This is a genomic window from Marinobacter psychrophilus (assembly GCF_001043175.1).
GTDB classification, from domain to species: domain Bacteria; phylum Pseudomonadota; class Gammaproteobacteria; order Pseudomonadales; family Oleiphilaceae; genus Marinobacter; species Marinobacter psychrophilus.
Map to the genome: position 1 here is coordinate 2,799,006 of NZ_CP011494.1, position 22,332 is coordinate 2,821,337.

The window sequence follows — 22,332 nt, forward strand, 5'->3', positions numbered from 1 at the left end:
GAGTGACACCAAGTAGCACCAAACCCAAAACTGACAGGATACGATATGTCTGAAGCCCCAATCACCTCAAACTCCCCCGAGTTCAAGCGCTTATGGTGGCACAGCCGCCGCGGTATGCTGGAACTGGACAATCTCCTAGTGCCGTTTCTGGAGCAGGCCTACTGTGATTTGAACCCAAATGACCAAGCCTGCTACGAAAAACTGCTGACCTGTGAAGACAGCGACATGTTCGAGTGGTTCATGCAACGCAACAAGTCTGACGACCCGGACCTGCAGCGCATCGTTGAAGTGATTCTAAAACGTGTCCAGCCGGATTGACATCAGACTGTGTCCAGCCGGACTGGTGGGTGCTTTCGCCGCCCTACCCTGGCTGGTGCTAGCGGGTTTTGTGAGTTTGCTGTCCGCTGATGGCCAGGTGTGGTTATTGGCGATGATTCCTCTGGCCGCTGTTGGTGCGTCTCATGCTGTTCGCAGCCACGGCTTGCTGCTGGGGCAACACTGCGTGGTTGGATTGCGCCTTCATGACGGCCAACTGTGGGCCTTACACCACGACAACGCGGCGGTCGCCGTCAATCCGGGCCCTGGCAGCCGCATTGGCGCCCGCTTCAGCGTTCTGCAATTGCGCCAAGTCCACAGCAACCGCTATTACACAACAGTATTGCTGCTCAGCGGCTGCCATGGCAACCTGCCTTCAGACGATGCGCGCCGTTTGCGCCTGTGGCTAAGGCTTGGGCAAAAACCTATACCCACCACCGTTTAACCCCATTTGCATTTGTTTTTCGGAGCTTGTAATGAGTGACACCACCACCTACCCGTTAGTTGACAGCCCAATTGCACCCTCCATTGCGAATGGGATAGCAGAACAAGCACTGCCAGAAAACAACTGGGCAGAGCTGAGTGACCGGCTCATGCTGACAGTCAGCGGGGCTGGCACCGAGAAGTTTTTGCAAGGCCAGTTCAGCCAGAACGTGAGCGAAATCACCGCGGGTAAGTCCCTGCATGCAGCCGCCAGTAATCGCAAAGGCCGGGCATACGCCCTGGTGCGTATGGTGCGCCACGATGGCGACATTCTGATGGACTTTAGCCGCGAACTGGCGGATGCCACTGAGGCCGAGCTGCGCAAATATTTGATGCTGTTTCGCGGTACCACCATGACTCGCCTTGCTGCCAGCAAAATCATCGGCATCTTTGGCAGTGAACTGGCGCAGGCGGTGGCTGGTGAACAGGCCGCGCTCGTCAACGATCTGCGGCAACCCGGAGACACCCTGTTCACTGGGTACGGCCATCTGATTTTGCTGGAGCCCTCCATCGAAGGCCCCACACGCTATGAGCTCTGGTCAACAGATGGCGCCTTACCCGATGCACTAGAAACCAACAATCAATGCAGCCTGGCTACTTGGCAAGCCGGACAAATTGCCGCCGGGGTACCATGGCTGACCAGCGCAACCGTTGGCGCCTACGTTCCACAGATGCTGAACTGGCAACATTTGGGAGGCGTCCACTTCAAAAAAGGCTGCTACACCGGCCAGGAAATTATTGCGCGCATGCACTTTCTCGGGCAGCTGAAAAAAAGCCTTTACCGGCTGGCCGTTACCGCCGATGCAGAACCGACCGTCGGCGACGCTATCAGCAATGGCGAACGCAACGTGGGCGAAGTGGTCAATATCTTGCAGACCGGGCCGCAGCAGTATCATTTACTGGCGGTCATTCGCCATAACGCCGCAAACGGCCCGCTGATACTAGCCGATAGCGGCGGCGCCAGCCTGCAACTGTGCCCGCTGACGTACGCCGTGCCGGAACGTGAACAACCACAAAATGTGGCAGATACATAACGTGACAAGCAAGCATCCCCGAATTTGCTGTAAACTCGGCCACGATGTGAATACCCATCGGGCCAAAGGCCCGTGCTTCACCGCTTAACCGGACGCGATCACCCTATGTCGAACATCGCTGAAACGATCAAAAACGACCTGATTACCGCCATCAACCGCGACAAGCTGGTGCTGCCCACACTGCCCGAGGCTGCGCTTAAAGTTCGTGATATCGCACAGTCTGAGGACTCGGCAATCACAGACCTGGTCAAGGTGATCAGCAACGATACAGCGTTGTCTGCGCGTCTTATTCGCGTTTGTAATAGCCCATTGTTCCGCGGTAATCGCCCAATCGAGAACCTCAGTATGGCGGTTAACCGTCTGGGCATGACTTACACCAGCAGCCTGGCCATGGGTCTGGCCATGGAGCAAATGTTTCAGGCCACCTCGGACATGATCGACAAACGCATGCGCGCGACATGGCAGGCCAGCATAGAGGTCGCTGGCATTTGTCACGTTCTGACCCAGAATTACACGCGTCTTAGGCCCGAACAGGCTACCTTGGCGGGCATGGTGCACTTGATTGGTATGCTGCCGATACTGCGCTATATTGAAGACAATGACATCAAAATCAGCGGTATTGTGCTGGATGAAATCATCACTGAACTGCACCCGCAGATTGGTGCCACTATCCTCAAGCGCTGGGATTTTCCCGCCGACCTGCAGGATGTTCCGTTACTTTATAACCAGTTCGACCGCAGCCCTGCCAAGGCCGATTACAGCGATCTGGTGATGATAGCCAATCTGCAGAGAGTTGCCGGAACCGATCACCCCTGGGCTCAGATGGACTGGACCACCATTAGCGCGTTCGAACGGCTTGGGCTTGATCCTGCAGGCAGTGACGATGAGAACCTGGACGCCCAGATGGCGGCCGCCATGGCAATGCTGCAGTAACGAAAGCAGGAAAAGTCAACGCGGGGAACAGCAGGGGCGCTGGGGCAGCGCCCAGTCAATAGCGCCAAGACCCCTCTCATCCAGCCATCGATTGGCCTTGGAAAAATGTTGGCAACCAAAAAAGCCGCGATAGGCGCTCAGAGGTGATGGATGCGGCGCTTTCAGCACCAAATGTTTTTGGTGATCAATACCGCGGCCCTTTTTATGGGCGTAACTGCCCCAAAGCATAAACACCACCCCTTGGTCCTGCTCATTGACCGCTGCAATCACAGAATTAGTAAATTCTTCCCAGCCCATACCTTGGTGCGCACCAGCACGGCCCTGCTCGACGGTTAAGACGCTGTTTAACAGCAACACGCCTTGGTCAGCCCAGGCCTGCAGACACCCGTGCGCTGACGGCTGTATGCCAAGGTCACTGCGAATTTCCTTAAACATATTAACCAGCGATGGCGGCGTACGGGTACCAGGCAACACCGAAAAGCTCAAACCGTGGGCCTGGCAAGGCCCGTGGTAGGGATCCTGCCCCAGAATAACCACTTTCACCTGTTCCAACGGCGTACTGTTCAGCGCGTTAAATATCTGGCGCGCCGGTGGGTAAATGTTCTTACCCGCCGCTTCCTCCGCGGCTAAAAACTGCGCCAAAAACGCCATATACGGCTGCCGAAACTCGTCTGCCAGCCGTTCTGACCAACCGCGGCCTGGCAGCGGTTGCTGCGCCAACCCCTCTAACGGCGCCACCGCCTAGCCTTCGCTCTTTTTGCTATCCGCTTTATGTTCCGGGCGCATGGCCGGAAACAGGATAACGTCGCGGATAGATGCGGAGTTGGTGAGCAGCATAGCCAGACGGTCGATACCAATGCCTTCGCCCGCGGTGGGCGGCATGCCGTATTCCAGCGCCATCACATAGTCTTCATCGTAGAACATGGCTTCGTCATCGCCGGCATCTTTTTCCGCCACTTGGGCGCGGAAACGCTCGGCCTGGTCTTCAGCGTCATTCAACTCGGAGAAGCCGTTGGCAATTTCACGGCCGCCGACAAAGAACTCGAAGCGCTCGGTGACAAACGGATTGCTGTCTTTGCAGCGGGCCAGCGGTGACACTTCTTTCGGGTATTCGGTAATGAACGTGGGCTGCATCAGGCGGTGCTCGGCGGTTTCCTCGAAAATCTCGATATGCACTTTGCCAAGGCCCCAGCTGTCTTTTATTTTAACGCCCAGGTCTTTCGCCATCTGCCGCGCAAAGGTTTCGTCCGCCAGTTGTTCGGAGCTGACGTTTTCGTTATAGCGCACAATAGCGTCAACGACGGTCAGCCGATCAAACGTTTTGCCAAAGTCGTACTCGATACGGGTTTCGTTACCGTCCACGTCAACCGCCGTATTGACGACTAGGCTGGAGCCCAAAACCTGCTCAGCGATGCTGCGCAGCATGTCTTCGGTCATATCCATCAGGTCGTTGTAGTCGGCGTAAGCCTGGTAGAACTCGACCATGGTAAATTCCGGGTTGTGACGGGTAGAAAGCCCTTCGTTGCGGAAGTTACGGTTAATTTCAAACACCCGCTCGAAACCGCCTACGACAAGGCGTTTTAGATACAGTTCCGGCGCGATGCGCAAGTACATGTCAATGCCCAGAGCGTTGTGGTGTGTCATAAACGGCCGCGCTGTGGCGCCGCCGGGGATCACCTGCAACATGGGCGTCTCAACTTCCATGAAGTCACGATCAGCGAAAAACTGGCGCATGGCGGTAATGATTTTCGAGCGTGCCAGAAACACCCGGCGACTGTCTTCGTTGACCATCAAATCTACATAGCGATGGCGATAGCGGGACTCGGTATCGGTCAGGCCTTTGTGCTTTTCCGGCAGCGGTCGCAGAGATTTTGTCAGCAGCCGGTAATCGTCCATGATGACGTAAAGATCACCCTTGCCCGAGCGCGCCAATATTCCGCGAACCCCGATAATGTCTCCTAAATCCCAGTGCTTTGTCGCCTTTTGCACATCTTTTGTGGCGTACACCTGAATTCGGCCAGTCACGTCCTGAACCACCTTGAACGCCTTGCGATCCAGCATCATGCGGCCGGCTATGGCCACCGGGATCGCCATGTCTTCCAACTGCTGCTTGCTATAGTCCGCGTACTTTTCCAGCAGTTCGGCAGCGGTACTGTCGCGGCGGAAATCGTTGGGAAACGCATTGCCCTGCTCGCGAATATCCGCCAGTTTAGCGCGGCGCTCGGCAATCAGCTTGTTGTCATCGGGCTGGGCATTGTGCATCTGTTCAGTCATTTTGGCTCACTGGGAATAAGAATCGGGTTAATCCGGATCAAAGGGAGGGGCGCTGGATCACAGCGCCATTTTCAGGCTGGCTTCAATAAACTTGTCGATATCGCCATCAAGTACCGACTGGGTATTGCTGGTTTCTACCTTGGTACGCAAATCTTTGACACGGCTGTCATCCAGCACGTAAGAGCGGATCTGGCTGCCCCAGCCGATGTCGGACTTGGAGTCTTCCAGCTTTTGTTTCTCGGCGTTACGGGCCTGCATTTCGTGTTCGAACAACTTGGCTTTCAGCTGTTTCATCGCCTGATCTTTGTTCTGATGCTGGCTACGACCGGCTTGACAGGCTACAACAATGCCAGTTGGGTTGTGGGTCAGACGCACGGCCGACTCGGTGCGGTTAACGTGCTGGCCACCAGCACCAGAAGCACGATACACATCAACCCGCAGATCCGCCGGATTGATTTCAATAACAATGCTGTCGTCTACCTCAGGTGCCACAAACACCGATGAAAACGAGGTGTGGCGGCGGTTACCGGAATCAAACGGCGACTTGCGGACTAAACGATGCACGCCGGTTTCGGTGCGCAACCAGCCAAAAGCGTAATCGCCTTGAATGTGAAGCGTAGCGCTCTTGATGCCCGCCACTTCGCCTTCCTGCAACTCGACAATCTCGGCCTTAAAGCCACGACGCTCGGCCCAGCGCAGATACATGCGCAACAGCATATTTCCCCAGTCTTGGGCTTCGGTGCCGCCAGAGCCGGCCTGAATGTCCAGATAGGCATTGTTGGGGTCCATTTCGCCGGAAAACATGCGACGGAACTCAAGCTTTGCCAGATTTGCATCAAGCTCTGCAAGATCATTCTCGATATCGGCAACTGTGGCTTCGTCGTCTTCTTCAACGGCCATCTCAAGCAGGCCTTCGGCGTCGGTCAGGCCGCTGGTCAGTCGATCAATGGTGGACACGATCAGCTCCAGATCGGAGCGCTCTTTACCCAGAGCTTGCGCCCGCTCGGGATCTTCCCAAACGCTGGGCATTTCCAGTTCGCGCTCTACTTCGGTCAGACGTTCGCTGCGCTGGTCGTAGTCAAAGATACCCCCTGAGCGCTTCAGTGCGCTCACGCAGTTCTTTGATCTTCATAACAATGGGATTAATTTCCATGAAATGCGGACTCGCTCTGGCAAGTGATGGTTAAAACAAGGGCCTGATTCTACCGGAAATCCGCCGTTAAATCAGCCGCTACGAAGCCACACACAGCGGGCTTTTTTTTGCGGTTGGGACACACTCTTCTGCCTGACCCACTAATTCAGCACGAAATTGGCAAAGGTTTCTCAAAACTGGCACAAGTTTCGCTAGCTATCCATCAACACACGATTAAATGCCGGCATAACTGCAGGGTTTTGCCGCTTCTTATGCGAACACGAGGTGCCCCATGCACGCACAGTCCGAAGCCCGTCACAATCCCGATCACCAAACCGAAACAGCCCGGCTGCTACTGCTGGCCAATGAGACTTATGGCCGCTCTAACCAAAGCGACACGGCCTACGCTCAGCGCGTGGCCGCGCGTATCGAATGCCGCGAACAGCTGCAAAGCCTGTTAATGCGAGCACCCGAAAATGCTCAGGCGCAAGGTTTGATGGGCAGAGTGGAGATGGACGATGGCAACCTGCAAAAAGCCCGCAACTTGTTCGACAACAGCCTGAAACTGCAGCCCAACCAAGCACAGCAATACATTAACCTGGGTTACTGGGCGCTGAGAGTTGAGCGCCCGGCTCAGGCCGAGCAGTATTTTTCCCAAGCGTTGCAGCACGAGCGGCAATCTGCTTCCGCATTTGGTGGCATAGCCCATGCAAAACGGCTTCAAAATCAATTTGATGTTGCCTATCTACATTACCGCTCGCTGATCCGCAGCGGCCACGCCAACACGAGGGTTTACAGTGCAATGCTGGAGTGTGCCAGCCACCTTAGCGTTCATAACGCTGATCCGCTGCTGCGTGCAGACGCCATAACCTTGCTCAACCAGAGCCACTTGGCGCACCAGAAAATCGGACGCTTTGTGTGCGAGATTCTACGCCAGCACTATTCACCAGACACATCCGGCACTATGGATGAACTGGCCGTTGCAGCCAGCGACGAGCTCCTGCTTCTGGCGCTGAATCAGATTATCCTGCCGGATCCGGCTGTGGAATCACTGATTACGTCATTGAGGCACCAGCTGGTACAGCACATTGCCCGCAACGGCGAGCTAGAGGACGACCTGCAACAGCTCGCGCTCGGGCTAGGTTGCTACGCGGAACGAACCGGTTACGCGCTGGCCACCCAAGATGATGAACAGCAATTGGCAGCGACCATAAACATCAACCTGCGAGCACAATTCAATCAGGGAGACGGCCCGGCGGCTCTGGCTGGATCGGTCATTATCAGCGCGCTTTATGGCGCTCTGTTCCACCAGGATTTTGCCGCCGCGCTGGGCCACTGGAATCTGGTGGATTGGCCGCTGGCAATGCAACCACTGATGGCAGCAAGTTATTACGACCGTGCGTGGGAAGAGGCCGTGAAACAGAATTTTGCAGAGAAAGCGGGGGAACTGCACCTGGATCGCGACGACACGCCCCAGGCCTGGCCGGCATGGGCAGAGCTCAACAACAACACTGAAACCAGCCTCCGAGCGCTGATGGCTAACGAATTAAGCCTGCCGGTCGAGCAGCTGCCAGCTACATTGCGGTTGATGGTGTGCGGCTGCCAGAGCGGCCAGCGAGCGTTAGAATTGGCGCGTTATTTAAGCGATGTGGAAGTCATCGCGGTGGACGAATCTCTGGCAAATGTAGCCCGCGGAAGCGCCATGGCCGAGGCGACAAATATTGATAATATTGTGTTCTGGCCATGGTCATTGGCGCAACGCTTCATTGCCGACGGCCACCAGGTGCACTGGGTTGAAATAGGCCGTTTGCCCTCTCCAGCAATGGCCGACCTATCGCTGGCAAACTTGGTAGACCAAGTTACCGCCTCTGGCGCAGTCATCCATCTGCACACCGATATGGCCGAGCAAACTCGTGGTGACAAGCAGATACGCCGGCTTATCAGCGAGCACAATTTGGAGCCCCGCCGTAATACGTTGCAAAAACTGCGGCACATGGTACTTAATAATCGCTCAGGTGACGTATGGCAGAGCCTGCTGCAAGATGAAAATTTCTACAGCCTAGGCGGTTGTCACGACCGCTGGTTCCGGCCACAGAGCGAGCAGCAACTGAAATCTGTGCTGGCCATGGTCAGTAACGAAGTGCAGTGGAAGCTAGTCAAAGCCCGCGACGAAGACGGTCACAGCCTGGCCACCGGCCCGGTGCAGCAGCAAATTCGCGAGGAAGCTTTAGGCAGCCACGTTCAAAGTCTGCTGGGCCAACAACTGAGTGTGTATTTTCAGCGTCGGCGCTGATTGCGACAACGTTGACTATCGCGAATCATGAAAACACAACGGGCCTCAACGGCCCGTTGTTCGTTAGCTCTACAAATAAGGGGAAATAGCTTCACCATACAGGTGCAATTCTTCGAGAATGTGCAGCTGTTGCCGAGTTACATCTGGCTTAGCCATCAGGCGCTGGAGTTCCGCGCCATATTCGGCAAGCGACAACCAACCTTTCGCTGGCTGGGTCAATCTTTGCTCGCGAAACTGCTCCCAACGCTCCATTTCATCAGCGCTCAAGGTATCCGGGTAATTGCGAGCACGATAACGAAATAGCATTTCGGCCAAGCGTTGGTCGGTAAACTGGAATTCGCTTTCCGCAAGCTGCTGCGGCGTTATGGCCAGCGCCCGATCCATTTGCGAACGGTCACTCGGACTGAAAAAGCCGCCAGCGTATATCTGCTCGTCTGGATCCGTCAGCTTGTTATCGTGATCACGTTCGAAGGCAGCAGCCACACGCTGCCCAAAATCTGGCCCTGCCTGACGCAGAATGGCCAGATGGCGACGCATTTGCTCACCATCCAGGTTCAGCTGCTGCAAACGTTCCGGCGAGAGCCCTGCCAGCATAGTCGCCGGCGCCAATACCGGGCACTTATTCAGCTGAATTGCCTTTAGCGGGAATCGGCGAACACCTTCCGGTAACGCGGATTGAGCGGTAAAAACCCGCTCGCGAATCTGCTCAACGCTGGCGTTAATCAGTTCATCAGGATTTTCACGCAAGTCATAAACAATCACTTGGTTTTTGTTGCTGGCGTGTTCGGCAACTGGCGCTATCAGCGCGCAACTGCCCTGGCTGGCCGGGTACTTTCCGGACACGTGAAAAACCGGCTTTCGTGTGGAGGTATCCAGCATTTTACGGGCCGCCTGCTTGGATTTGTTGGCCAGCGCAAATTCAAACAATCGGGGTTGACGCTCCTTGATCAGTCGCGCCAGCGCAAGCGTCGCAGTTACATCAGACATGGCATCGTGGGCTTGGCCATGTTCAAGGCCATTGGCTCGGGCCAAATCCTCTAGGCGAAAGCTCGGGCTACCATCGGGCTTTAGCGGCCATTCTATGCCGTCTGGGCGCAGCGTATGTGCCAAGCGCACCACATCAATCAGGTCCCACCGCGAATTACCATTTTGCCATTCCCGGCCGTAGGGGTCGAGCAGGTTGCGATACAGGGTATTGCGGGTTACTTCATCATCAAAGCGCAAACTGTTATAGCCGACCACGCAGGTGCCTGGCTGACTGAAGGTGCTGTTGATCATGGTAATAAATTCGGCCTCGGGATAGCCTTCCTGCGTGGCTTGCTGCGGCGTTATCCCGGTAATCAGACAGGCTTCAGGGGCCGGCAGATAATCATCAGCGGGCCTGCAGAAGATCACCAAAGGCTCTTCAATAATATTGAGCTCGCTATCAGTCCGCACACCTGCGAACTGACAGGGCCTGTCGTGCAATGGGTCAACACCGAAGGTTTCGTAATCGTGCCAGTAAAATGTGGGGATCAAAACCGCAAGCTCCTGCAAATAATACGGCGCTGGTTCTGACAGAAAATACTGCCAACGCCCGGTTGTAGCCGGCATACACAGAAGCACCGGCCATTTATATGTATACGGATCTCATGTAATTAACGTAGCACCAATGTACACACGAGGCTTCACTGTTATAGTACCCGAACACTTCTATTTTGCCTGGGTTTACATATGTTACCTGACATACTGATTTGCGACGATTCCGAGATGGCTCGCAAACAGATGGCCCGAGCTCTGCCAACCGCACTACGACACCAAGTCAGCTTCTGCCGCAATGGTAGTGAAGCACTTGTCCGCATACGCCACAGCGTGCCAGACATGTTGTTTCTGGACTTGAATATGCCCGACCTGGACGGCTATGAGGTACTTGAGCACCTTCGCAGCGAACAGATCGAGTTACTAACCATCGTGGTGTCTGGTGATATTCAGCCCCAGGCAAAAGCCCGGGTTTTTAGTTTGGGGGCCGTGGCTTTTCTTAATAAGCCGACAGCTCCAGAAAAGGTTGCCAAGCTTCTTGCCCAATACGGCATTTACTGTGAGCCAGAGGAATCGTCATCTTCAGGCTCACAGCCGGAAACCAACACCCCGAGCCACCCTGCAAGCATCAACTCTGACTCGCAATTATTGCTGAATGACTACCTGCGAGAGATTGCCAACGTCGCCATGGGGCGCTCATCAGACCTGTTGGCACGTTTACTGGGTATTTTCGTACACCAGCCAATACCGAAAGTGGCTTTTATTGCCAGTTCCGAACTGCACATGACCATCGCCGCGGCGGATGATGAAGCGCATTATTCGGCAGTATGCCAAGGCTTTACAGGAGCCGGAGTTGCCGGCGAAGCTATGTTGCTGTTCGCAGACAGCAGTTTTCGCGAAATGGCAGAAATGTTGCACTACGACAATTTGGACGGCCCAGCGGTCAATGTTGAAGTCTTAATGGACATGTCCAGCATTTTATTCGGCGCATTTTTGAAAGGCATTGGCGATCAGATGGATTTACGGCTGGGTCTTAGCCACCCAACGGTCCTGGGCCAGCACCGACAGATTAACGAACTGCTGGACCACCATCGTAATCATGAGCAGCAACTGTTGTGCATTGAAATCGCTTACGCCATTGAAAACCGTAATATCCAATGTGACATGCTAGTGCTGTTTACCGAAGATTCGCTGCCATTTCTGCAGCAACGTTTACAGTACTTAGCGGAGTAACAAATGCCATCATTAAACTCGGAAAGCCTAAGCTCGTTCCACTGGATGGCCAACATGGTTGAGTCTGTGGAGGTTGGCCTGGTGGTGCTAGACTTGGACTTCCGTGTGCAGATGTGGAACGGCTTCATGGAGCATCACAGCGGCATGACCGCCAGTAAAGTTCACAATCAGGTGTTGTTCGAGCTGTTTCCGGACATCCCCCGCGCTTGGCTAAGCAGCAAAGTTGAAGCCGTGACCCAGTTGAACACTCGTGCATTTACGTCGTGGGAGCAGCGCCCTTATCTGCTGCGCTTTCGCAATACCCGGCCAATTACCGGCACCGAAGAATTCATGTATCAAAACCTCACCATTAGCCCGCTATGCGGCCCGTCTGGAAAAGTAGAAAAAGTGTGCCTGATGATCTACGACGTTACCGATATTGCCAGCAACAAGCGGGCACTGGAGCGCGCCAACGATCAACTTGCCAAACTCAGTATGATCGACAGACTGACGGGACTGCTTAACCGCGGCACTTGGGAAAACTTGCTGGATGCAGAATTTTCACGCTATAGACGCTACGGCAGCAATAGCACATTGGTGATGTTTGATATTGATCACTTTAAGGCCATTAACGATCGCTTCGGACACTTGGTAGGAGATGAAGTCATTCGCCACACCGCAGCAACAACCCGCAGCCACTTGCGCCATTCAGACAGCGCCGGGCGTTATGGCGGAGAAGAATTCGGTATTATCCTGCCGGAAACCGATACAGAAGGGGCTCTCACTATTTGCAAGCGCATTTTAAACGCTATTTCCCGCGAACCAGTGACGGTAGACAGCCACAACATTACCTACACCATCAGTATTGGTGTCGCACCATTAACTGATAGACCAAAAAATTATATGGCTTGGTTAGAACAGGCCGACCAGGCAATGTACTCGGCAAAACAGGCTGGGCGCAATCAGATTGTCACGTTTTCGTGACGGTTTTTGATGGTAGCTGCGGCAATTCCATAGCCACTTGAGCCCAAGCAGTAATGCTTGCCACTGAAAACACAAACCGGAGCGCTGGTGAATAGGCGCTCCGGTGGGTTGAACACTATGACTGCAGACAGATTATGGCTGGCAGATTAGTCCTGCCAGCTCTGTACTGCCTCTTTTCCGTGCTTTTCACGCCACTCGTTAAGCGTCTTGTGGTTACCACCACGGGTTTTAACCACTTCGCCGGTGTGCGGGTTGCGATAGGTTTTTTCCGGACGCTTGGCGCGATTTCCACCGCCAGTCGTAGCGATTGACGTCGAAGCAATGGACGGATCAATCGCTGCCAGAATTTGCAGGACGTCTTTCGGTGATTTGCTGTATTCGCCCATCAGTTCGCGGACTTTGGTTTCAAACGCTAATTCGCTTTTCAACGCTTGATCTTCTTCCAGCTTTTCCAGCTCTGCTGCCAGCTTTTCCATCAGCTGCTTCTTTTGATAATAGTCGTTAATTTTCGCCATGAAATTTAAACCTTAAGGTCTGAAGTGCCTGATATGAACGATGACAACATACTAATTGTATGTAGCCACCAAAATGACAGTATCGATAGTAATGAATCAGTAACGCCAAATCAAAGCATTAATGAAATATCTAGCATATTAAAGCTTACAATCACTTTAGATTCCAAAAACTCTGACGTTTTTGTTAAAGTATTATCAATTATTACTGATTTTTTAACGAAGATATCGGCACAGATATACGCTGGCTTTTCTGCATGAACTCAATCAACACAATTGCCCGTTCATCGCCATCGTAACATTGGAATATTGCCCCCATGCCAGCAAACGGGCCTTCTGCAACGTCTACATTGTCGCCACTTTTAATGCCTCCCACGGAAGCAACCCGGTCAAGACTGGCGCGTAAATGATCGACCACTTCATCTTCAACTGGCAAAGGTTTACCACCGAACCCAACAATTCTTATCACACCGCGAGTAGAACGCAGTTTTGACCAGACTGGATTCAATTGTGACAAATTGATAAAAATATAGCCCGAGAACAGCGCCTCCAGCTTGCAACTACGCTTTCCCGAGCGCAGCTTCTCCACCATCACTTTCGGATAAAAACAGGGAATATCCTGATTTTGTAAATGCATAAGAGCACGATCTCCTTGACCGGGCTTGCACTGCAGGACATACCACTTCATAAAAGAGCCTATTAACAACACTTCGTGGATTATACGTACGATGAGTTTGAGGGTTAGCACACCTATCCGGCAACCATTGAACATCTAGCCACAACGCCTCTTATCGCAACCTCGGCGTCGGCTGTAATTGTAACGCGAATATGGCGACAAGATCATTGGCAAACATGACACGTGAAAAGTCTGTGGGCTGCACTGAAGTAAGAACGGACTGATTTAAGGATGACATCATGAAACTGCAATCCTTGGGCTGCACCGGCACCCTTAAAAGGTTCACCCTATCTTGTGTCAGACGAAAAGTATCGCCTGCCGCAAGACTGCGGCATGTACCAGATAGAGCAAACCTTATGCCTGCGTAACCCGTGCGCATTTTCCAGTCTGACCAGACAGGATTGAAGCCGTTGTGCTGACCCACGCCCATATTGATCGTTCTGGTTACTTGAAAGCGCGGATCAAAAATGGATTTCATGGAAAAATTTACGGTACTCGCGCAACCCACGAACTGTGCAAGACTCTTCTGCCCAACAGCGATCAAAGCACCGATATTTTCTGTCACTTTCACAAAGACCACCGGCACAACCCCGCCTAATGCCAAAGCATTAATGAGCAAACTGTGTATGCGTGCAAGGTCGAAGACTCCATCAAACTCGATGCCGTTCGTTATCCCTGCATCATCACCTCCGCTAGCGGCATAGCGAGTGGTGGGAGGGTAATGCACCATTATTAACACCCTGCTGCCTAATCATCGCAACATCGTTATTTTCGCTGACTTCCAGAGGGCTTCCAGAGGGCCTCCAGGAGGCTTCCAGGCGCCAGGCACCCGCGGTAATGCTTTGTCCAGCGAAGTGACCGTTCACGGTAAATACTGGCCGGTAAAGGCTCAAATACACAACCTGACGTCACTGTGGGCCCACGGTGAACCAGTTGCCAGCGACCAAATGTGCTATCGCCTGCATGCAACCCTGGATTGGAACACCAAGGTGCCAGAGCTGAGAACTGAGCTAGATATAGGATGTGGCACGCGTTCTGGGTGCGTTTTTTGTAAGCCTGAACTTACACAACAAAGGGTAAAAGGCTTACAACAAAGCGCAGCAGAATTGGTTACACTTTAACGGTCAAGGATGACTCGCTGGCATGGAATGCCAACACATGGAAGAAACCCCACGGAACCGGGGGCGCTCGAAGGAGTCGGGCATACAAGGATGGAATTCAGGGAAGGTGCACCCAGGATGGGTGAAGCCTGACGGATCAGGCCGGGGTCATAGTCACGGGTAACACAGCTGGCAAGGATGTCAGTTGTGCCGTGCGCCCCTGTAGCCATCTACTTTCTTGTCTATTGAAGTCCTGCCTGCCCTTTTCGGCTCTGGTTTAGTCCCGTGGTGCCGTGTGGATACTAACCACAACAACCGACGAGAACGTCCGGAGTTAACTCATGAAACACAGCTCATTGCTCGCTACGCTTACTCTGTTGTTAAGCCTAATGTCCGGCTTTGCCTTTGCTCAGGCGGCGAGCATCAATATCAATACCGCCGACAGCACCAGTCTGGCCTCGCTTTCAGGCATTGGCCAAAGCAAAGCCGAAGCAATTGTGGAATACAGAGAGGCTAATGGCCCGTTCACCAGCACCCAAGACCTAGCAAATGTTAAGGGCATTGGAGCACGAACGGTCGAAAAAAATGCAAACCGGCTAACGACTCAAGACACAAATAGCCCCAAGGCACCGTAACAAAACGGGTGGTTGCTTTTAAGCAACCACCCGTTTTGTTCGTGCCAGCCCGACCTCTGCCTTATAACATTTCGATCGCCATCGCAGTTGCTTCACCACCGCCAATACACAGGGCCGCAACACCTTTCTTTTTTCCGTAACGCTGCAGCGCGTACATCAGAGTGACCAAAATTCGCGAACCTGTTGAGCCTACGGGGTGGCCCTGGGCACAGGCACCGCCATGAACGTTCACTTTATCCGGATCAAGCCCTAGCTCTTGAATGGGCATCATCGCCACCATAGCGAAGGCTTCGTTGATTTCGTACAGGTCAACGTCGTCCTTACTCCAGCCGGTTTTGGCAAACAAGGTTTCCAGCGCACCCACCGGGGCACAGGTGAATTCTGACGGATGCTGGGATTGCGTGCTGTGAGCAACCACTCGGGCCAAAGGTTTGAGCCCGCGCTTTTCAGCTTCGGATTCGCGCATCAGCACCAGCGCAGACGCGCCGTCAGAAATAGAAGAGGCGTTAGCAGCCGTGATGGTGCCATCTTTGCTGAACGCCGGACGCAACGTCGGGATTTTTTCCAGGTTGGCATTAAATGGCTGCTCGTCGTGCTCTACCAGGATGTCACCCTTGCGGGTTTTAACGGTGACCGGGACAATCTCGTCTTTTAACAGGCCCTGTTCAATTGCGCGCTGCGCACGCTTGAGGGAGCTGATGGCGTAGTTATCCATGTCTTCTCGGGTATAGCCTTTTTTATCAGCCATTTCCTGCGCAAAAGCACCCATCAAACGGCCCGTTTCAGCATCTTCCAGGCCGTCAAAAAACATGTGATCCTGAGCCGCATCGCCTGGCCCCATACGGTAACCACTGCGTGCTTTTAACAGCAAATACGGAGCGCTCGACATGTTCTCCATACCGCCAGCCACCATGATGTCATTGCTGCCGGCTTTAATCAGGTCATGGGCAAGCATCGCCGCCTTCATGCCCGAACCACACAACTTGTTGATCGCGGTTGCACCAGTGCTATCTGGCAAGCCGGCTTTCCGCATGGCCTGTCGCGCGGGGCCTTGGCGCAAACCCGCAGGCAATACGTTGCCCATGATCACTTCTTGCACGTCACTTGGCTGTATACCCGCGCGACGCACGGCTTCAGCAATGCACACAGCACCCAGCTCAGGTGCAGGCACAGAGGACAAACTGCCCTGAAACCCGCCCATTGGCGTACGCACTCCACTGACAATCACTACCTGATCGCTGCTGTTCACATTAACTCCTTGTACCCTTGATATTAACATCGCTGTTCTCGACGCAGGCCGGCTCGCCCAAGCGTAGTTCAGTGTTCAAGCCACTGCACGAAAGCTTACGGCTTATGAGGCGCGGCAAGATAATCTTGAGATTGCATTTCCAGCAAGCGCGACTCAGTGCGCTCAAATTCGAAATTCAGCCGACCACCGGCGTATAGTTCTACAATTGGTACCGCCGCCGAGATAATAACCTTTACATTACGATCGTAGAATTCGTCGATCATATTGACAAAACGTCGAGCCTGGTCGTCCCTGTCCCCGCCCAACAACGGCACGTTGCTGATAATAATAGCGTGGAACTGGCGGGCCAACTCAATATAGTCATTCTGGCTGCGAGGGCCGTCGCACACCGCTTCAAAATCGAACCACACCACGTCATCGGCATGGGCACGGGCTGGAATTTTGCGACCGTTTATTTCCATCGATTTACTGTGCTTGCCTGCTTCCACCGCCAAATTCTCAAAGCTTTTAGTCAGACTGGCATCAGCTTCAGCCCCCAGCGGTGAATAATAAAGCCGGGCTTGTTCCAGCGTGCGTAAGCGGTAATCTACGCCGCCATCCACATTCACCACATCGGTATGTTTTTTTACCAGTTCAATGGCCGGCAGAAAACGCGCCCGCTGCAGACCGTCTTTGTACAAGCCGTCAGGAACAATGTTAGACGTGCACACCAACGTAACGCCACGCTCAAACAAGCCTTGCATTAAAGTTGCCAGTATCATCGCGTCACCAATGTCGGACACAAAAAACTCGTCAAAACAGATAACCCGGGTTTCATCGGCAAATTTTTTGGCCACAAGCTCCAAGGGATTTTTTCGACCCTTCAACAGCTTGAGTTCATTATGAACACGTTGCATAAAGCGGTGAAAATGCACTCTCATTTTGCGATCGAACGGCAGGGCTTCAAAAAAAGTGTCCATCAGATAGGTTTTCCCGCGGCCAACGCCGCCCCAAAAATACAAACCTGTAATCGGCTCCTTTTTGCCCGTTCCCTTGCTTAGCTTACGACGCAATTTTGACATCTTGCTGTCGCGGGAGCTTTCAGCTGCCACCAGTTTGTCGTAAAGTAATTGAAGACGCTTTACAGCATCTTCCTGCGCAGCATCACGCAAGAACTCCGGACGCTGAAGGTCCTGCTGGTAGCGTTGCCAGGGTGGCATATTGATCGAACTGGCAGTGGACATAGACGCTGTCATCAGTGGCTTCCAAGAGTTACTGGTTTATTTTGGCGCAACATCCTAGCGCAATTTAAGCTTTTCGCCGTAGTAGGGCCACAACGCGGCAATAAGACGATTGACTCACGCTTTTGTCGTGGGCGTATAGAGTTAGTGACGTTATACTCATGACCTGTTCTACGGTTCATTATTTTTAAAAGGACAAAGCAACTTATGACAAACCTGACTATGGCAGCAGTTGCCGCCCTGATAGTTGGCATTCTGATCGGAATATTGCTGGGCCGCTCTACCGGGCAAGGCTCATCTCTTCGGCAGCGTCGCACCGAGCAGCAAATTGATGAGCTGCGCAACGAATATACCCGCTATCAAGCACAGGTTAACGAGCACTTTATGGAGTCTGCCCACCTGCTGCGCCGCTTCAATGACAGCTATCGCGATGTGAATCAGCACATGGCCAAAAGCGCAACGCGTCTGTGTAACGACGACGAGCTGATACATGAACTCGAACAGAACTCAGCCCAACGCCTGAAAGACGATCGCAAAGAGGGTTCAGAACCGCCCCGCGACTATGCGCCAAAAGACCCAGATGGTTCTGGCACACTGGCAGAAGATTACGGTCTGAAAGAAAAAGCAAAAGCTAAAGCGTGAGCAAAGGCTGGCCTAGGCAGGGTTATCGCACTCGATAAACTGGTGGGCCAGCCCCAACTCCTTCGCCAAGGCTTTCCCTAATGCCTGAACGCCATAACGCTCTGTAGCGTGATGGCCAGCTGCAAAATAGTGAATTCCCCGCTCTCTGGCGGTGTGAGTCGTAGGTTCTGAAATCTCTCCGCTTATGTAAGCGTCCAGTCCCGCATCCGCCGCAGTATCAATAAAACCCTGAGCGCCACCGGTGCACCAAGCCACTGTTTTGATCAGGTCTGGCCCACCTTCAATATGCAAAGGTTGCCGTTGCAAACAGCTCGAAATACGCTCGCTTAACGCCTGTGGCGTTAGCGCCTGGGGAAACTCGCCACGCCACACCAGACCATTCAAAGGCTCCGGGTTATCGATACCCAACACCCGGGCCAAATTGCGGTTGTTGCCATACCGCGGATGGTCATCCAATGGCAAGTGATAAGCCACCAAATTTATCTCGTGAATTAGCAAGGTTTTCAAGCGATTGCGCTTTATACCCACCACGCGCTGGTCTTCGCCTTTCCAGAAATAACCGTGGTGTACCAGAACCATATCGGCTTTCAGCTCCACCGCCGCATCCAGTAGCGCCTGTGAGGCTGTAACGCCCGTAATCAGGGTATTTATCTCGGCCTTGCCTTCTACCTGAAGCCCGTTGGGGCTGTAATCCTGGAATTTTTCGGGCACCAGCCAGCTTTCCAGCAGCGCCATAATCTCGTTTCGATGCGCCATAGCAGTGCCAGACCTCGATAATCAGCGTGAATCACAGAGTGTTTTTAACGCCTCTATCAGAGCATCATTCTGCGGCGCTTTAGCAATAGTGATACGCAGAAACTCGTTGATCCGCGGCTTGTTGAAGTGCCGAACGATCACACCCTGCTCGCGTAAACCGTTCGCCAAATCAAATCCAGCCCATTGCGGATGCCGGGCAAACACAAAGTTGGCTCTGGACGGAAGCACCTCGAAGCCCAGTTTATGCAGACATTCGCTAACCCGCTCACGCTCACGAATTACCCCGTTTCGGCTGTCCTGAAACCAGTCATCATCTTCATACGCGGCCTGTGCGCCCGCCAAAGCAAGGCGATCAAGAGGGTAGCTGTTGAAGCTGTCTTTCACCCGGTTCAGAGCCTCTATCAGTTCCGCATTACCGGCAGCAAATCCTACCCGCAAACCCGCCAACGAACGTGATTTCGACAGGGTTTGGGTAACCAGCAGATTTGGATAAAGGTCAATTAAATTAATGGCGGTTTCGCCGCCGAAGTCGATGTAAGCTTCGTCAATAACGACGACTCGATCGGGATTGGCCTTCAGCACCACAGCAATTTCGGTAAGGTTCAGATAGCGACCAGTAGGCGCATTCGGATTGGGGAAAATGACGCCTCCGTTGGGCTGACTGTAATCGTCAGGGTCAATCGCAAACTCTTCATTCAATGGCACTTTGCGAGCCTTGATGCCGTAAAGACCGCAATAAACCGGATAAAAGCTGTAGCTGATGTCCGGGTAAAGTATCGGCTGATCCTGCTGAAACAGTGCGAAAAAAACATGCGCTAAAACTTCGTCGGAACCGTTGCCCAGAAACACTTGGTCGGCTTTAATACCGTGGTAGGTGGCAATAGTTGCCTTCAGCGCCTGACCCTCGGGATCCGGATACAGGCGCAAATTATCATTAAGCTCGGCCTGAATGGCTTCGATGACCTTGGGCGACGGGCCAAACGGATTCTCGTTGGTGTTAAGTTTTACCAAGTTAGCGTTTTTGGGCTGCTCACCGGGAATATAAGGCACCAAATCGTGAACCAGTGGGCTCCAGAATTTGCTCATGGGTTTTCTCCGTGGCGGTGGCCGTTGGTAATGAAGCGTCTAATCTCGCTGAATCCGGTATTCTGCCGAGCGCGCGTGGGCGGTCAGGCCCTCGCCTCTGGCCAACACAGAAGCCACTCGCCCCATACGGCTCGCACCTTCGGCGCTGAATCCAATAATAGATGAGCGCTTCTGGAAATCGTAAACACCCAGAGGCGACGAAAAACGCGCGGTGCCGCTAGTAGGCAGCACGTGATTCGGGCCGGCACAATAGTCCCCAAGGGCCTCGGCGGTATACCGGCCCATAAAGATAGCACCGGCATGGCGGATGTCCGCCAGCAACGCTTGCGGATCAGCAACGGACAATTCCAGATGCTCCGGCGCAATTCGATTTGATACCTTGGCCGCTTCTGCCAGATCAGCAACCTGAATCAGTGCAGCGCGATCGGCCAATGAAGTGCGGATAATCTCCGCCCGCTCCATGGTGGGCAGTAGTCGTTCAATACTGGCTTCCACCGCATCCAGAAACTCGGCGCTGGGGCTGATCAGAATCGACTGGGCCTGCTCGTCGTGCTCGGCCTGGGAAAACAGATCCATCGCAATCCAGTCCGGATGAGTCTGACCGTCACAAATCACCAGAATTTCCGACGGCCCGGCAATCATGTCGATACCCACGGTGCCAAACACCTCGCGCTTGGCAGCTGCTACAAAAATGTTGCCGGGGCCCACAATCTTATCGACCGCCGGTACCGTGTCAGTGCCATAAGCCAGCGCAGCCACTGCCTGAGCACCACCGATGGTGAATACCCGATCTACTCCGGCAATCGCTGCCGCTGCCAGCACCAAGTCATTCACCACTCCATCCGGTGTCGGCACCACCATAATCACTTCGGCCACGCCGGCGACTTTTGCCGGTATGGCGTTCATCAGAACCGACGATGGATAAGCCGCTTTGCCGCCGGGCACATACAGCCCTGCCCGATCCAGCGGCGTAATTTTCTGCCCCAGCACCGTGCCGTCGGCTTCCTCATATTGCCAGGACTCCTGACTCTGACGCTGATGATAATCCCGCACCCGGCGGGCCGCATGTTCCAAGGCGTCACGCTGGTCCTGGGGAATGGTTTTCAAGGCATGCTGCAACCGTTCCTGACTCATTTCCAGCTCGGCTACGCTGCCAACGCTCAGACGGTCAAACTTGGCCGTGAACTCCAGAACAGCCGCGTCGCCGCGGGTTTTCACCTCGTGCAAAATATGACGCACCGACTCGTTCACCTGATGATCCACGCTGTCATCCCAAGCCAACAGGGCCGATAGCGCACTGTCAAAGTCTGCATCGGAGGCGTTCAATCGCTGGATATTAACGGTCATGTGTTAAACCCTGTCGTGAATAAAAACTGAAGTTGAAACGAAAAAGTGATGCCTGTAGGCAACTCGTGGCAAGCGCTCTTAACGGGCTTGCCACCACCCAAAGTTCAGCGAAGGGACTGTGGGGCGGCCTACCAAAACTATACGGAGCTATGGATGGCGTAGCCCAAGCGTCACATGGACGTGTCTGAGCGAGTCTTGGTAGTCCACCCCACAGGCGCCAACGTAAGGATGCAAGCCGTTTACAGAGGCAACCTCTCATGTATCCGTGAACTAACGGCGTTTCTCCACCGCGGCCGACATCATTTCGATAATGAGATTTATACGTTCGTGTTTCATTTTCATGGAGGCACGATTCACAATTAATCGGGTGCTGATATGTTCGATCAATTCCCGCGCTTCCAGACCGTTGGCTTTCAACGTATTGCCCGTATCGACGATGTCGACAATCTCATCGGCCAGACCCAAAATCGGCGCCAGTTCCATCGCGCCGTAGAGCTTTATGATATCGGCTTGGCGGCCTTGGGCTGCGTAATAGCGCCGTGCAAGATTTACAAACTTGGTAGCGACCTTCAAACGCCCTGTTGGAACCGGACACCCTTTGGCGCCGGCGGTCATCAGGCGGCAGCGAGCGATATTGAGGTCCAGCGGCTCGTAGAGGCCTTCACCACCGTGTTCCATCAGCGTGTCTTTGCCCGTCACGCCCAAGTCAGCGGCACCATATTGCACATAGGTCGGAACGTCTGTGGCTCGAAGGATAAGCACGCGCACATGGCTGTTGGTGGTAGGAAATACCAGCTTGCGGGACTTATTTACATCGTCGACCAACTCAATTCCGGCTTCTGCCAGCAAGGGCAAGGTTTCTTCCAGAATGCGGCCTTTCGACAAGGCAATGGTAATGGAATCTGTCATATCGTATCCGGTTTCCCGTTAG

Annotated in this window: 22 protein-coding genes; 9 read left to right on the forward strand and 13 right to left on the reverse strand. The window is 53.6% G+C overall.

All coding sequences use genetic code 11. The features are described 5' to 3' along the window. Positions 1-45: 45 nt before the first annotated feature. The 4 genes from ABA45_RS12565 to ABA45_RS12580 all read left to right on the forward strand — a co-directional run bounded on the left by ABA45_RS12565 (position 46) and on the right by ABA45_RS12580 (position 2,765). Complete coding sequence (locus ABA45_RS12565) at positions 46-318, forward strand: FAD assembly factor SdhE (RefSeq protein ID WP_014871947.1); 273 nt, start codon at positions 46-48, stop codon at positions 316-318. Then, positions 302-760: a hypothetical protein gene (locus ABA45_RS12570; RefSeq protein WP_048386610.1), complete on the forward strand. Its 459-nt coding sequence runs from the start codon at positions 302-304 to the stop codon at positions 758-760. Before ABA45_RS12565 ends, ABA45_RS12570 begins: the two co-directional genes overlap by 17 nt. Before the next feature lie 31 nt (positions 761-791). Continuing rightward, complete coding sequence (gene ygfZ / locus ABA45_RS12575; RefSeq protein WP_084708343.1) at positions 792-1,832, forward strand: CAF17-like 4Fe-4S cluster assembly/insertion protein YgfZ; 1,041 nt, start codon at positions 792-794, stop codon at positions 1,830-1,832. Positions 1,833-1,937: 105 nt separating this feature from the next. Then, positions 1,938-2,765: an HDOD domain-containing protein gene (locus ABA45_RS12580; protein ID WP_048386611.1), complete on the forward strand. Its 828-nt coding sequence runs from the start codon at positions 1,938-1,940 to the stop codon at positions 2,763-2,765. Between the two features lie 15 nt (positions 2,766-2,780). On the opposite strand, the gene ung is transcribed toward ABA45_RS12580, so the two are convergent. From ung to prfB, 3 genes are all read right to left on the reverse strand, one after another. Beyond that, a complete protein-coding gene (gene ung / locus ABA45_RS12585; RefSeq protein ID WP_048386612.1) occupies positions 2,781-3,503 on the reverse strand; it encodes a uracil-DNA glycosylase in 723 nt (240 codons plus the stop codon). 3 nt (positions 3,504-3,506) lie between these two features. Continuing rightward, on the reverse strand, positions 3,507-5,039 hold the full coding sequence (lysS, locus tag ABA45_RS12590) for a lysine--tRNA ligase (protein ID WP_048386613.1): 1,533 nt from the start codon (positions 5,037-5,039) through the stop codon (positions 3,507-3,509). A 57-nt stretch (positions 5,040-5,096) separates the two neighbouring features. Continuing rightward, a protein-coding gene (gene prfB, locus ABA45_RS12595) for a peptide chain release factor 2 (protein WP_157035552.1) occupies positions 5,097-6,192 on the reverse strand; the annotation gives its coding sequence in 2 pieces (ribosomal slippage) (positions 5,097-6,119 and positions 6,121-6,192; 1,095 coding nt in all). 271 nt (positions 6,193-6,463) lie between these two features. Between prfB and ABA45_RS12600 the strand changes: the two genes are divergently transcribed. After that, positions 6,464-8,464 carry a tetratricopeptide repeat protein gene (locus ABA45_RS12600; protein ID WP_048386615.1) on the forward strand — a complete coding sequence of 667 codons (2,001 nt, stop codon included), beginning with the start codon at positions 6,464-6,466 and terminating at the stop codon, positions 8,462-8,464. Between the two features lie 69 nt (positions 8,465-8,533). Here the strand turns inward: ABA45_RS12600 and sbcB are convergent, their stop codons facing one another. Next, positions 8,534-10,057, reverse strand: a complete 1,524-nt coding sequence (gene sbcB, locus ABA45_RS12605; RefSeq protein WP_048386617.1) for an exodeoxyribonuclease I — start codon at positions 10,055-10,057, stop codon at positions 8,534-8,536. Between the two features lie 120 nt (positions 10,058-10,177). Between sbcB and ABA45_RS12610 the strand changes: the two genes are divergently transcribed. Then, entirely contained in the window at positions 10,178-11,215 is a 1,038-nt protein-coding gene (locus tag ABA45_RS12610) for a response regulator (RefSeq protein ID WP_048386619.1), read from the forward strand. Between the two features lie 3 nt (positions 11,216-11,218). Next, the gene (locus tag ABA45_RS12615) at positions 11,219-12,178 is read left to right on the forward strand and encodes a sensor domain-containing diguanylate cyclase (RefSeq protein WP_048386621.1); all 960 of its coding nucleotides are present in this window, start codon (positions 11,219-11,221) and stop codon (positions 12,176-12,178) included. Positions 12,179-12,324: 146 nt separating this feature from the next. Here ABA45_RS12615 and ABA45_RS12620 read toward each other — a convergent pair whose 3' ends face one another. The 3 genes from ABA45_RS12620 to ABA45_RS18930 all read right to left on the reverse strand — a co-directional run bounded on the left by ABA45_RS12620 (position 12,325) and on the right by ABA45_RS18930 (position 14,096). Then, entirely contained in the window at positions 12,325-12,693 is a 369-nt protein-coding gene (locus ABA45_RS12620; protein WP_048386623.1) for a histone-like nucleoid-structuring protein, MvaT/MvaU family, read from the reverse strand. Positions 12,694-12,895: 202 nt separating this feature from the next. Beyond that, positions 12,896-13,378: a transcription/translation regulatory transformer protein RfaH gene (rfaH, locus tag ABA45_RS12625; protein ID WP_084708412.1), complete on the reverse strand. Its 483-nt coding sequence runs from the start codon at positions 13,376-13,378 to the stop codon at positions 12,896-12,898. 100 nt (positions 13,379-13,478) lie between these two features. Next, positions 13,479-14,096, reverse strand: coding sequence for a hypothetical protein (locus ABA45_RS18930; protein ID WP_048386626.1), 618 nt, complete (start codon positions 14,094-14,096; stop codon positions 13,479-13,481). A gap of 711 nt (positions 14,097-14,807) precedes the next feature. Here ABA45_RS18930 and ABA45_RS12635 point away from each other — a divergent pair. Next, positions 14,808-15,101 carry a ComEA family DNA-binding protein gene (locus tag ABA45_RS12635; RefSeq protein ID WP_048386628.1) on the forward strand — a complete coding sequence of 98 codons (294 nt, stop codon included), beginning with the start codon at positions 14,808-14,810 and terminating at the stop codon, positions 15,099-15,101. 61 nt (positions 15,102-15,162) lie between these two features. Here the strand turns inward: ABA45_RS12635 and ABA45_RS12640 are convergent, their stop codons facing one another. Together ABA45_RS12640 and zapE are read right to left on the reverse strand one after the other, a co-directional pair. Next, positions 15,163-16,350, reverse strand: coding sequence for a thiolase family protein (locus ABA45_RS12640; protein ID WP_227506030.1), 1,188 nt, complete (start codon positions 16,348-16,350; stop codon positions 15,163-15,165). A gap of 95 nt (positions 16,351-16,445) precedes the next feature. Further along, entirely contained in the window at positions 16,446-17,549 is a 1,104-nt protein-coding gene (gene zapE / locus ABA45_RS12645) for a cell division protein ZapE (RefSeq protein ID WP_227506231.1), read from the reverse strand. Positions 17,550-17,777: 228 nt separating this feature from the next. Here zapE and ABA45_RS12650 point away from each other — a divergent pair, with 228 nt between their 5' ends. Then, positions 17,778-18,212 (forward strand): YhcB family protein, encoded by a 435-nt coding sequence (locus ABA45_RS12650; RefSeq protein WP_048386634.1) that lies wholly within the window; start codon positions 17,778-17,780, stop codon positions 18,210-18,212. Positions 18,213-18,224: 12 nt separating this feature from the next. Here ABA45_RS12650 and ABA45_RS12655 read toward each other — a convergent pair whose 3' ends face one another. The 4 genes from ABA45_RS12655 to hisG form a co-directional block, all read right to left on the reverse strand. Further along, positions 18,225-18,968: a Nif3-like dinuclear metal center hexameric protein gene (locus ABA45_RS12655; RefSeq protein ID WP_048386636.1), complete on the reverse strand. Its 744-nt coding sequence runs from the start codon at positions 18,966-18,968 to the stop codon at positions 18,225-18,227. A gap of 21 nt (positions 18,969-18,989) precedes the next feature. Continuing rightward, complete coding sequence (gene hisC, locus ABA45_RS12660) at positions 18,990-20,054, reverse strand: histidinol-phosphate transaminase (RefSeq protein WP_048386638.1); 1,065 nt, start codon at positions 20,052-20,054, stop codon at positions 18,990-18,992. Positions 20,055-20,093: 39 nt separating this feature from the next. Continuing rightward, positions 20,094-21,401, reverse strand: coding sequence for a histidinol dehydrogenase (hisD, locus tag ABA45_RS12665; RefSeq protein WP_048386640.1), 1,308 nt, complete (start codon positions 21,399-21,401; stop codon positions 20,094-20,096). A gap of 270 nt (positions 21,402-21,671) precedes the next feature. Further along, positions 21,672-22,310: an ATP phosphoribosyltransferase gene (gene hisG, locus ABA45_RS12670; RefSeq protein WP_048386642.1), complete on the reverse strand. Its 639-nt coding sequence runs from the start codon at positions 22,308-22,310 to the stop codon at positions 21,672-21,674. Positions 22,311-22,332 lie beyond the last annotated feature (22 nt).

Excerpts from the sequence above, each read along its gene's own strand:
- ABA45_RS12565 (WP_014871947.1), top strand. The coding sequence starts at position 46 with ATGTCTGAAGCCCCAATCACCTCAAACTCCCCCGAGTTCAAGCGCTTA.
- ygfZ (WP_084708343.1), top strand. The coding sequence starts at position 792 with ATGAGTGACACCACCACCTACCCGTTAGTTGACAGCCCAATTGCACCC.
- ABA45_RS12580 (WP_048386611.1), top strand. The coding sequence starts at position 1,938 with ATGTCGAACATCGCTGAAACGATCAAAAACGACCTGATTACCGCCATC.
- lysS (WP_048386613.1), bottom strand. The coding sequence starts at position 5,039 with ATGACTGAACAGATGCACAATGCCCAGCCCGATGACAACAAGCTGATT.
- ABA45_RS12600 (WP_048386615.1), top strand. The coding sequence starts at position 6,464 with ATGCACGCACAGTCCGAAGCCCGTCACAATCCCGATCACCAAACCGAA.
- sbcB (WP_048386617.1), bottom strand. The coding sequence starts at position 10,057 with ATGCCGGCTACAACCGGGCGTTGGCAGTATTTTCTGTCAGAACCAGCG.
- ABA45_RS12610 (WP_048386619.1), top strand. The coding sequence starts at position 10,178 with ATGTTACCTGACATACTGATTTGCGACGATTCCGAGATGGCTCGCAAA.
- ABA45_RS12615 (WP_048386621.1), top strand. The coding sequence starts at position 11,219 with ATGCCATCATTAAACTCGGAAAGCCTAAGCTCGTTCCACTGGATGGCC.
- ABA45_RS12620 (WP_048386623.1), bottom strand. The coding sequence starts at position 12,693 with ATGGCGAAAATTAACGACTATTATCAAAAGAAGCAGCTGATGGAAAAG.
- rfaH (WP_084708412.1), bottom strand. The coding sequence starts at position 13,378 with ATGAAGTGGTATGTCCTGCAGTGCAAGCCCGGTCAAGGAGATCGTGCT.
- ABA45_RS18930 (WP_048386626.1), bottom strand. The coding sequence starts at position 14,096 with ATGGTGCATTACCCTCCCACCACTCGCTATGCCGCTAGCGGAGGTGAT.
- ABA45_RS12635 (WP_048386628.1), top strand. The coding sequence starts at position 14,808 with ATGAAACACAGCTCATTGCTCGCTACGCTTACTCTGTTGTTAAGCCTA.
- zapE (WP_227506231.1), bottom strand. The coding sequence starts at position 17,549 with ATGCCACCCTGGCAACGCTACCAGCAGGACCTTCAGCGTCCGGAGTTC.
- ABA45_RS12650 (WP_048386634.1), top strand. The coding sequence starts at position 17,778 with ATGACAAACCTGACTATGGCAGCAGTTGCCGCCCTGATAGTTGGCATT.
- ABA45_RS12655 (WP_048386636.1), bottom strand. The coding sequence starts at position 18,968 with ATGGCGCATCGAAACGAGATTATGGCGCTGCTGGAAAGCTGGCTGGTG.
- hisC (WP_048386638.1), bottom strand. The coding sequence starts at position 20,054 with ATGAGCAAATTCTGGAGCCCACTGGTTCACGATTTGGTGCCTTATATT.
- hisD (WP_048386640.1), bottom strand. The coding sequence starts at position 21,401 with ATGACCGTTAATATCCAGCGATTGAACGCCTCCGATGCAGACTTTGAC.
- hisG (WP_048386642.1), bottom strand. The coding sequence starts at position 22,310 with ATGACAGATTCCATTACCATTGCCTTGTCGAAAGGCCGCATTCTGGAA.